The sequence below is a fragment of the Deinococcus rhizophilus genome (assembly GCF_030271215.1).
GTDB lineage: Bacteria > Deinococcota > Deinococci > Deinococcales > Deinococcaceae > Deinococcus > Deinococcus rhizophilus.
Genome location: NZ_JASNGB010000111.1, coordinates 1 through 9600, shown reverse-complemented (window position 1 = coordinate 9600; position 9600 = coordinate 1). Strand labels below are relative to the sequence as shown.

10 protein-coding genes are annotated in these 9600 nt (G+C 71.9%); 2 read left to right on the top strand and 8 right to left on the bottom strand.

The window, feature by feature from the left end:
* Positions 1–142: 142 nt before the first annotated feature.
* Positions 143–1114, bottom strand: a complete 972-nt coding sequence (locus tag QOL99_RS11565; protein WP_285524004.1) for a C40 family peptidase — start codon at positions 1112–1114, stop codon at positions 143–145.
* Between the two features lie 225 nt (positions 1115–1339).
* On the opposite strand from QOL99_RS11565, the gene QOL99_RS11560 reads away from it, so the two are divergent.
* Positions 1340–2647, top strand: a complete 1308-nt coding sequence (locus tag QOL99_RS11560; protein ID WP_285524002.1) for an MFS transporter — start codon at positions 1340–1342, stop codon at positions 2645–2647.
* A gap of 231 nt (positions 2648–2878) precedes the next feature.
* Here the strand turns inward: QOL99_RS11560 and QOL99_RS11555 are convergent, their stop codons facing one another.
* The 3 genes from QOL99_RS11555 to QOL99_RS11545 form a co-directional block, all read right to left on the bottom strand.
* Complete coding sequence (locus QOL99_RS11555) at positions 2879–3028, bottom strand: hypothetical protein (RefSeq protein ID WP_285524001.1); 150 nt, start codon at positions 3026–3028, stop codon at positions 2879–2881.
* A 94-nt stretch (positions 3029–3122) separates the two neighbouring features.
* Entirely contained in the window at positions 3123–4865 is a 1743-nt protein-coding gene (locus tag QOL99_RS11550; RefSeq protein ID WP_285524000.1) for an SLC13 family permease, read from the bottom strand.
* Positions 4866–4896: 31 nt separating this feature from the next.
* On the bottom strand, positions 4897–5787 hold the full coding sequence (locus tag QOL99_RS11545) for a hypothetical protein (protein WP_285523998.1): 891 nt from the start codon (positions 5785–5787) through the stop codon (positions 4897–4899).
* A 251-nt stretch (positions 5788–6038) separates the two neighbouring features.
* On the opposite strand from QOL99_RS11545, the gene QOL99_RS11540 reads away from it, so the two are divergent.
* Complete coding sequence (locus QOL99_RS11540) at positions 6039–6299, top strand: hypothetical protein (protein ID WP_285523996.1); 261 nt, start codon at positions 6039–6041, stop codon at positions 6297–6299.
* Between the two features lie 233 nt (positions 6300–6532).
* On the opposite strand, the gene QOL99_RS11535 is transcribed toward QOL99_RS11540, so the two are convergent.
* From QOL99_RS11535 to QOL99_RS11520, 4 genes are all read right to left on the bottom strand, one after another.
* Entirely contained in the window at positions 6533–8032 is a 1500-nt protein-coding gene (locus QOL99_RS11535) for a YifB family Mg chelatase-like AAA ATPase (RefSeq protein WP_285523994.1), read from the bottom strand.
* A gap of 133 nt (positions 8033–8165) precedes the next feature.
* Positions 8166–8507 carry a Sec-independent protein translocase subunit TatA/TatB gene (locus QOL99_RS11530; protein ID WP_285523993.1) on the bottom strand — a complete coding sequence of 114 codons (342 nt, stop codon included), beginning with the start codon at positions 8505–8507 and terminating at the stop codon, positions 8166–8168.
* A 71-nt stretch (positions 8508–8578) separates the two neighbouring features.
* A complete protein-coding gene (locus QOL99_RS11525; RefSeq protein ID WP_285523992.1) occupies positions 8579–8815 on the bottom strand; it encodes an FMN-binding negative transcriptional regulator in 237 nt (78 codons plus the stop codon).
* 218 nt (positions 8816–9033) lie between these two features.
* The coding region (locus QOL99_RS11520; RefSeq protein ID WP_285523990.1) for an outer membrane protein assembly factor BamB family protein at positions 9034–9600 on the bottom strand (567 nt) is incomplete at its 5' end.

The following is a 9600-nucleotide window of genomic DNA, read 5'->3' as shown; positions in this document are numbered from 1 at the left end:
ACGAATGCGGAAACCCACCGCATTCTTATGGCAAATGCTCTAGCGTCTCCAGCCCCTCACGGCGGCAGAGCGCCGCAAAGGAAAAAGGCAGGGCTCCTGGGAAGTTCTCCAGGGGCTCCGGTCTAGCCTGGCCTGGCCTGTCTCAGCGGGCCGAGCCGTACATCACGGGGGGCAGCACCCGGCGGGCGCCGAGCAGCTTGGGTTCCCAGTAGGCGTCCCCCTGCAGGCGGTCGACGGCGACCTGCTTGCGGTAGGAGTTGGCGTTCACGAACTGGCCCCCGCCGAGGTAGATGCCCACGTGGGTGACCTCGCCGCGCCCGACGGTGTCGAAGAAGACGAGGTCCCCGGCCTGCAGGTCCGCGACCTCGACGGCCTGACCCGTCCGGGCCTGCGCCGCGCTGGTGCGGGGCAGGTCCACGCCCAGCGGCGAGAACACCTGCAGCACGAATCCGCTGCAGTCCAGCCCGGTGCGGCTGGTGCCGCCGTACACGTAGGGCACGCCCAGCAGCGCCATCGCCGTGCCGCGCCAGTCGTCATCCGTCGCGGAGGGGGCGGCGGCCGGAGTGACCACGCCGGGAGCCACCGGGGGGAGCGGCAGGGGGAGGGACTGCGCCAGCACGCGCGGGGCAGCTGCGGGGGCGGCGCCCGGAATCTGGAGCACCTGCCCGATTTCCAGCACCGTCGTCGCGGGCAGGCTGTTGGCCGCCAGCAGCGCGTCCACGCTCAGGCCGTACTGCCGGGAGATGCCGTAGAGCGTTTCTTTGGGCTGCACCGTGTGCGCCGCGCCCACCGCCCGCACCCGCAGCACCTGCCCCACCTGCAGGTCCGGGGTACTCAGGCTGTTCAGCGCCAGCAACTCCTCCACCTTCAGGCCGTGCGCCCGCGCGAGGCTGTAGGCCGTGTCGCCCTTTTGCACCGTCACGGCTCCCCCGGAGCTGGCCCCCGCAACATGGGCGCCGCCCGGGAGCGCAGGGCTCACCGGGCTGGCGGGGGGGGTGGCAGTGGCAGCGGCAAGCGCCGGAGCGAGGCTCCCAGACAGGCCCAGGGCGGTGAACACCAGAGCGGCGCGGACGGCGGCGGGAAAGCGCGGTGCAGGCTTGGAGGGTGCAGGCATGGGAAAGGCTCACAGGGCGCGAAAGACAATGGGGCGACGCCGCCAGCACACGGCTGACCGGGTGGGGCAAAGATGAGAGGTGCCCGAAGAGAATCTGAAACAGGGGCACTGTACCAGACTGAGGTCACATTTGCCAAGCCTTTATGCAGTCAGGTGGTCATCCGCCCCGGGCACGGTGTGCGGGTCAACGGGAACCCCCTCCGCGAATGGGCCTATTGTGGACGGATGCTTGCCCGCCTTTCCGGGTGGCGTGCCCGGACGTTCAGCGCCCTGCGACACCCCAATTACCGCCGCTACTGGTTCTCGCAACTTCTCTCGCTGATCGGCTCGTGGATGCAGGCGACCGCGCAGCAGTACCTCGTGCTGGAGCTGACCGGGGGCAGCAGCGCGGCGCTGGGGTACGTGACGGTGGCGCAGTTCCTGCCCAGCCTGCTGCTCTCGCTGTTCGCGGGGGCGGTGGTGGACCGGGTGCCCCGGCGTCAGGTGCTGCTCGCCACCCAGATCACGCTGCTGTTCACGGCGGTCACCCTGGCCGTCACCACCCACCTGGGGGTGGTCACGCTGCCACTGGTGATGGCGATCGCCTTTGTGGGAGGCGTCGCCAACGCCTTTGACATGCCCGCCCGCCAGAGCATGGTCGTGGATTTCGTGCCGCGCAGCGACGTGCCCAACGCGGTCGCGCTGAACAGCCTGTCGTTCAACGTGTCGCGCACGGTGGGGCAGGCCCTGTTCGGCATCGTCGCCGCGCTGGGGGTCACGCTGCTGGCCGCCGGGAACCCGGACGACATCTCGCGGCTGGCGCTGCCCTTTTACCTCAACGTCTCGTCCTTTTTCGTGGTGCTGTTCGTGATCGCCACCCTTCCCTTTCCCCCGCGCGAGGGAATCCCGCAGGGCAGCGTGGGCGAGAACATCCGCGAGGGACTGGCCTACGTGCGGCGCACCCCGGCGGTGCGGAACGTGATGCTGCTCGTCGGGCTGATGAGCCTGACCATCATCAATTTCAACGTGATCATTCCCTACTACGCGCGGGTGGTGTTCGGGGCGCGGGAGGCGGCCTTCGGGACCCTCTCGGCGATGTTCGGGCTGGGGGCGATGGCGGGGGCGCTGTGGCAGGCCAGCAAACCCAACCCGCTGCGGAACCTGCGGCTGGGGGGCGTGATCCTGCTGGCGAGCGCGGCGGCGCTGGCCCTGACGCCGGGCCCGCTGCTGGCCGGACCCGTGCTGGCCGTGTGCGGCTTCGGGATGCTCTCGCTGCTGGTGAGTGCGAACAGCGCCGTGCAACTGTCCATCCCCGACCACCTGCGCGGGCGGGTGATGAGCCTGTATTCCTTCGTTCTGGTGGGCATGGGGCCGCCCGGAGCCCTGATCGCCAGCTTCCTGATCGGCAAGGAGGGACCGCTGGGGCCGCGCGTGGGCCTGCTGACCCTCGCCGCGCTGGGGGGCCTGAGCCTGCTCTTCTTGTGGGGACGCCTGCCCCGGGAGTTGCCCCGGCCAGAACCCGCGCCGGGGGCAGCTCCGGCGGCAGCGGACTGACCTCCGGGTCATCCTCACAGCCCAGCAAGAACCGCCAGGACACGGTGCCCTGGCGGTTCTCTGTGCTGAAAGGTGCCGGGCCAGGACAGCTTCAGCTCATGCGGGCTCCGTCTGCCCCGTTAACAACCCGGGACGGCACCGGTTCGCCCACTCCACGCCCGGAACCCGTGTCTTTCCCACTCGCGCTGCCCGGATTGCATCACTGCGTCAACGATTCCATCCGAGTCTGTCTCAGATGAACAGCGGCGCGTCGGGGTCGTCGGGCAGGGGGCGGTCCTTGCGGGCGAGCAGCGCGGCCGCCGTGCCGATGCCCACCAGGGCACCGAGTGCCAGCAGAGCGAAGACCCAGGAGATCGGGGCGTGGCTGCGGTCTGAACTCATGCGGGCAGCATAACAGCCGCGCCCGGCTGCCTTCCCCTTCCCGCAGGAGCCGCCGCCCTCACGGGAACCTTTCCTAAAGGTGGCGGCTGCGGGCTCAGAACGGCCAGACGCGCGGAATCACCAGCAGCGACACCACGAAGGTCACCAGCGTGAGGCCCGTCCCGACCCGCACGAAATCCATGAAGCGGTACCTCCCCGGCCCGTAGACCAGCATGCAGGACGGCTCCAGCGGCGTGATGAAGGAATTGCTGGCGGCGATGGTGATGCCGATCACGAAGGGGCGCGGATCGTAGCCCAGCGCCGTGGCCGTGCCGATGGCAAGGGGCAGCATGACGAGCGCCGCTGCCTGGTTGCTCATGGGCTGGGTGAGGGCCACCGTCACCGTGAAGAGGGCCGCCAGCAGGCCGTAGGGTCCCAGCGGTTCCAGCATCCCGGAGATGGCCCCGGTCAGGACCCGCGCGGCCCCGGTGTCCTCGAAGGCGGTGCCGAAGGCCAGCATGCAGGCCACCAGCACGATCACCGGCCACTCCACCGAGCGGTAGGCTTCCTCCGGGGTGACCAGCCGCAGCGCGAGTGCGAGCGCCACCGCGATCACGACCGCCACGCTGAGGGGCAGCACGCCCAGCCCGCCGAGCACCACCGCGCCGCCGAACAGCCCCAGGGCGAGGGGAGCGCGGCGGCGGTCGCGCTGCGCTTCGGTCAGGTCCCCCAGCACGGTGAGGTGGTCTCCCAGGCCCCCGAGGCGGTCGGGCGTGCCCTGAATCAGCAGCACGTCGCCGACCTGCACCCGCAACCCGCCCAGGCGCTCGACCGTCCGGGCGCGGCGGTGCAGGGCCAGCACCGAGAGGCCGTAGCGCTCGCGGAAGCGGGCCTCGCGCAGGGTGCGGCCGATCAGGAGGCTGCCGGGCAGCACGACCGCCTCCACCAGCCGCACCGGGGCCGAGCCCTCCACCTGCAACTTCTGCTCGCTCTTGGAAAAGACGCCCAGGGTGCTCTTGCCCGCCAGGATGCGCTCGGGCGGACCCTCGACCGCCAGGGTGTCGAGTTCCTGCATCTGAAAGTCGGGGCCGGGGGCATAGATCGTCTGCTCGCCCCGGCGCACCGCGACCACCGTCAGCCCGTGGTCACGGCCCAGCCCCGACTCGCGCAGGGTCTGCCCCGCCAGCGGACTGCCGGGCGCGACCGTCAGGTCCGCGAGGTAGGCCCGCAGAGAGGCTTCCAGCTCGGCCTCACGCTCGGGAAGCAGGCGGGGAGCCACGAAAAAGAGGTAGAGCAGGCCCACGATCGCCACCGGAACACCCACCCAGGCCAGCTCGAAAAAGCCCAGCGGGTCCAGCCCCGCGCCCGGCAGGGCCCCCGACACGACGAGGTTGGTGCTGGTGCCGATCACGGTGACCGTCCCGCCCAGGATGCTGGCGTAGGCCAGCGGCAGCAGCACCCGGCTGGGGGCGATGCCCGCCCGCCGCGCCAGTCCGGTCACCAGCGGCAGAAAGACGGCGGTGGTCGCGGTGTTGCTGGTAAAGGCGCTGACGCCCGCGACCGTGCCCAGCATGCCCCGCACCATTCCGGCGGCATTCCGCGCACGCCGGGCCAGCGTGGTCCCGATCCACTCGATGACCCCGGCCCGCAGCAGCATCTGCGTGAGGATAAAGAGGCTCGCCAGCGTGAGCACGGTGTCGCTGCCGAAGCCCGCGAAGGCCTCGCGGGTGGGGATCAGCCCCAGCACCAGCAGGGCCGCGAGCAGCAGCAGCGCCGTGACATCGACGGGCAGCCACTCGGTGGCGAACAGCAGCAGCGCCAGCCCGAACAGCAGCAGCAGGATGGTGACGGGGTCCATGGCAGGGTCCGGGCCTGGGGAGGCGCGGGGCTCAGGCGTCCGGCGTGCGCCCGGATTGCCCGGATTGCCCGGACTGCTCGGCGACCGCGCGGGCCAGCGTGACGATCAGGCGGGTCACGTCCGCGAAGACGAACAGCGCAATGCTGCCCACCCCCCCCGCGATCAGGGTCCACAGCCCCTGGAACGCCTGCCCGTCGAGGTACTGCACCAGCGCCAGGCCCACCGCCGCCAGCCCCAGCACGACCGCCAGCACCCGCAGTCGCCCGACGAGCGCGTGGACCGCGTTCGCCCGCTCGGCCAGCATGGGCAGGGCCGCCAGGGACGCCGCGGGTTTGGCGGTGAACTCCTCCACCGGGGGGGCCGACACCAGGGGGGCCGACACCGTGGGCACCGGGGCATCCTCCCGCTGGCGCTCGGGGGTGGGGGTGGGCGCGGGAGCGGTCGGGGCCGGGGTCACCGCAGAAGGGGTCGCCGTCACCGTCGTCACCCGGCGGTTGGCCTCGCGGCGGTCGTCGGCAGCGGCGCTGGGAGCCGGTGAGCGTGTTGCCGGGCCCGGGCCCGGAGGGGTGCCAAACGTCTTGAAGCCGCCCGCGGCGGGCAGCGGCGCCGAGGGGAGGTTCTTGGCGCGGGCGGTCGCGTCACGCACCTGGGGAAAAAAGGCCTGGACCTCGGCGGGGTCGAAGCCCAGCAGGCTGGCGGTCAGGGCCGTCCCGGCGGGCGTCTCGACCCGCAGCAGCCCGTCACCGTCGCTGTGGATGCGGTTGAGGTCGCGCAGGGTGACCCGCCGGGTGCCGCCCGCGTCCTGATAGATCAGCAGGCCCTCCAGCAGCATGAACAGGGCGTCTTCCTTTTCCAGGGTCGCCAGGGGCGTTCCGCCGATTCCAAGGTCCCGCAGGGCCGTCTGCACTCGCTCGCTCGTCACTGTGTCCTCACCTTGCCCGGCAGGATAGCGGCTCGGGACCGGGGAGCAGGCAGGCGGGCGAGGATTCGGGGACGCCCGAGCTCACGTGGCGGGTGTTCAGGGAGGCCCTGGGCTCTGCGCATTCCCGCCCCATTCCCGTCCTGTGTTCGCCACGCACTCCCCCGGCCGATCCCGGAACCGACCGCGGCGTACTTAACGCCCCTCTACCCCCGGCTCACCCGCCGCAGCCGGGGCTGCGCCCACACTGACCCATGACCGACAACCGGTACGGAGACGCCCCGCTGGGCCGCAGCGTCGAGGAAGTTGAGCAGGAGAGCGGGAACCTCGTGAATTCTCCCGTTCCAGGCGAGATGGTCCGCGACGACGACGCGGCGGCCCTGCCCGCCATCGTGAACAGCAACCAGAGCGCCAGCCCCGCCGTCGTCAATACAGGCAACCTGATGGAAGGCGGAGGCGGCGCAGACGACGGCACCGCCCGCACGAACCGGGACAGCGGCGAGGAAACAAGCTGATCCATGGTGCGGACAGCTTCGTCACTTTGCGCCGCCTCCCCACACTGCTCCTCCCCACCCCCTCCCCCGCAAGGGCAGAGGGGCTTTTCTCGTCCCGCACGCCATTCTTTGACCTCCCCTCGTCGGGAGGGTGCACAACTGCCCGTACCCTTGCTGAGCCGGGTTCCTCTCCCGGAGCCTGTATGGGCCGCTGAATCCAGCCGGGCGCAGGCGTCCGATTCAGCCCTGCGGCATCAGATGAGGTCGCGGGGGCGGTAGGTCACAGATTCCGCGAGGTGCGCTTCCGAGATCTGGTCCTGTCCGGCGAGGTCGGCCACGGTCCGGGCGACCCTGAGGACGCGGTCGAAGCCGCGCCCGGTCAGGCCGAGTTGCCGGGCCGCCGCCCGCGCAAAGGCTTCCGGGCCGGGGGCCAGATGGGCGTGCTGCCGCAGGGCCTGCCCGGCGAGGTCACTGTTGCGGCCCCCCTGCCGGGCGAGCATCCGGGCACGCGCCGAGGCCACCCGCTCGCGCACGACCCCGCTGGATTCGCCCTCGGGGGCGCGGGACAGCTCGTCCACCGTGAGCCTGGGAACGCGGCACACGAGATCGACCCGGTCCAGCAGCGGGCCGCTGAGCCTGCCTGCGTACCGCGCCCGTTCGGTGGGCGTGCAGGTGCAGGCCCGCTCGGGGTCGCCGTGGTGGCCGCATTTGCAGGGATTCATCGCGGCGATCAGCTGAAAGTTGGCGGGGTAGGTCACGGTGGCCCGCGCCCGGCTGATCGAGACGGTCCGGTCTTCCAGAGGTTGCCGGAGCGTCTCCAGGGCCTTGCGCGAGAACTCCGGAAACTCGTCGAGAAACAGGAGGCCCCGGTGCGCCAGCGAGACCTCGCCGGGGCGGGGGACGCTGCCGCCGCCGATCAGCCCGGCGTCGCTGACCGTGTGGTGCGGGGCACGGTAGGGAGGCCGCCCCACCAGCCCACCCCGCGCCGTCAGCAGTCCGGCCGCCGAGTGGATGCGGGTGACCTCCAGCGCCTCGCTGCGGGTCAGCGGCGGCAGCAGTCCCGCGGCCCGGCGGGCCAGCATCGTCTTGCCGCTGCCGGGCGAGCCCACCATCAGGAGGTTGTGGCCGCCCGCGAGCGCAATTTCCAGCGCCCGCTTGGCCCCACTCTGGCCCTTGAGGTCCGCGAGGTCGGGAAACGTGTCCTCGTCGGCCAGGGGGTCGGCCGGGGGAGCCGGGGGGATCGGGGCCTCCCCGCTGAGGTGCCGCACCGCCTCCAGCAGCGTGTCGGCCGGATAGACCGCGACGCCGTCGATCAGCGCCGCCTCGGCCGCGTTGGCCCCCGGCAGCAGGGCGGGGACGCCCTCCTGCGCCGCGAGCAGGGCCACATTCACCGCCCCCGCGATGGGCCGCAGCGACCCGTCGAGCGCGAGTTCCCCGGCGCAGACCAGCCCGCGCAGGGCACCAGCCGGGAGAAGCTCCTGCGCGGCCAGCAGCCCCAGCGCGATGGGAAGGTCGTACAGCGGCCCCTCCTTGCGCAGGTCGGCGGGAGCGAGGTTCACGGTGATCCGGGCTGCGGGAAAGGGCAGGCCCGCGTTGCGCACCGCCGCCCGCACCCGCTCGCGGGCCTCGCTGACCGCCTGATCGGGCAGGCCCACCACCATGAAACTGGGCAGGCCGGGCGAGACGTCCACCTCGACCTCGACGGGCACGGCGTCCACGCCGATCAGGGCCACGCTGCGGGCGCGGGCGAGCATCAGCGGCGCCCCGGGGATGGCGGGAGGACGGCCGTCCTCGCGGTCGGGGGAACCACACGGTCAGGGGTCACGCGGGCAATCTAACAGGGGCGGTCTTTCACCCACCCCACAAATCGGCGGCGCTGGTGGCGGGTCAGGACCCGGGGGTGTCGCCGCGGGGGGCAGGCGTCACGGGTTGGGGAGTCACGGTCTGGGACGTCACGGGCTGAGGCACCACCGCCTGCGCGGGGACAGCCACCGCCACCGGGGGCACGACGGCCTGCGCCACCACCGTCTGGACCGGGGCCGGGGCGGAAGAGGCCGCAGGCTCGCGCAGGCTGCCCTCCAGTTCTTCCTTGAGTCCGGCGGTGCTGCGGCGGAACTCGCGAATGCCCGAGCCCAGGCTCTTGCCGAGTTCGGGGAGTTTCTTGGGACCGAACACCAGCAGGGCGATCACCAGAATGACGAGAAGTTCAGCGGGTCCGATATTGGGCATGGAAAGACCTCCGGCAGGGTGGGGGGTGGGCGGACTGGCGTGAGTGTACGCCCGCGCGGTTCAGGCAAACGTCAGGGGCACTGGATTGAACCGGGCCCGGGCGCGGCCGTGGGCAGGCTCAGGTGGCAGGCCAGCCACCCGGCGTCCTCGACCAGACGCGGCGTTCCCTGAACGTGAACCGTGGCGTAGGTCCAGATCGGCACGACCTTGCCGGTGTCCCGGTTGGTCTCATACCAGGAGGGCGTGACGTACGCCTGCGGCCCCTGAAAGACGAGCAGGCATTCGGCGGCCGCAGGCCCGTTCCTCAAGCCGCGGATTGGCGCGGGCCGGATGCGCCTGCAAGGTGCCCTTTTGCGAGGCGGACGCGGCCAGGAAGAAGAGAATGGGGTTCGCCATCAGGCTGCCCGCCCGCCCCTGCGGTCATCAGCAGGCCCAGGGGGGACTGCCGGATCAGCCCGGGCTGGACCTCGAGCCTGTCCTCGCGGAAGTACGGGGGCTGGTGCAGGGTCGGCCCCTCCGCGTGGATTCAACGGCCAGGGTCCTCCGCTCCCTCCCGGTAGGCCCGCAGCGTGCCGTTCATGAAGGCGACGTACAGCGTGCCCGCCGCCGCGAGGGGGGTGGCCTGCACGCCTTCCTTCTCGCGGCGGTGCCAGCGCACGGCCCCGGTCTGAATGTCGAGCGCGACGAGTTCGCCCGCCTCGGAGGCCAGGAACACCAGGCCCGCGCTCACGACCGGGCTGGCGGTGACGCGGCCTTCCAGGGTGTGCGCCCACACGTCCTCGCCGTCCAGGAGCCGCAGCGCCCGCACGGTGCCGCCCCAGCCCGCCACCAGCGCGAGCCCCTCGGTGAGCGCGGGCGCGGCCCAGATCTCGTCCTCCAGGTCGTAGGTCCAGAGGGTCGGCTCGGGGCTGTCCAGCACGGCGCGGCCCCCGTCGGCCCGCAGCGAGAGGGCATGGACCTCGCCGGGCCAGGTGGGGATCAGCAGGGTGGCGCGGCCCGGCGCGGTGGGGCGCAGGGCGGGGGTGGCGTGGACGGTGCCGACCTCCACCTTCCACAGCGGGGTGCCGGTGCGGGCGTCGAGGGCGTGCAACCA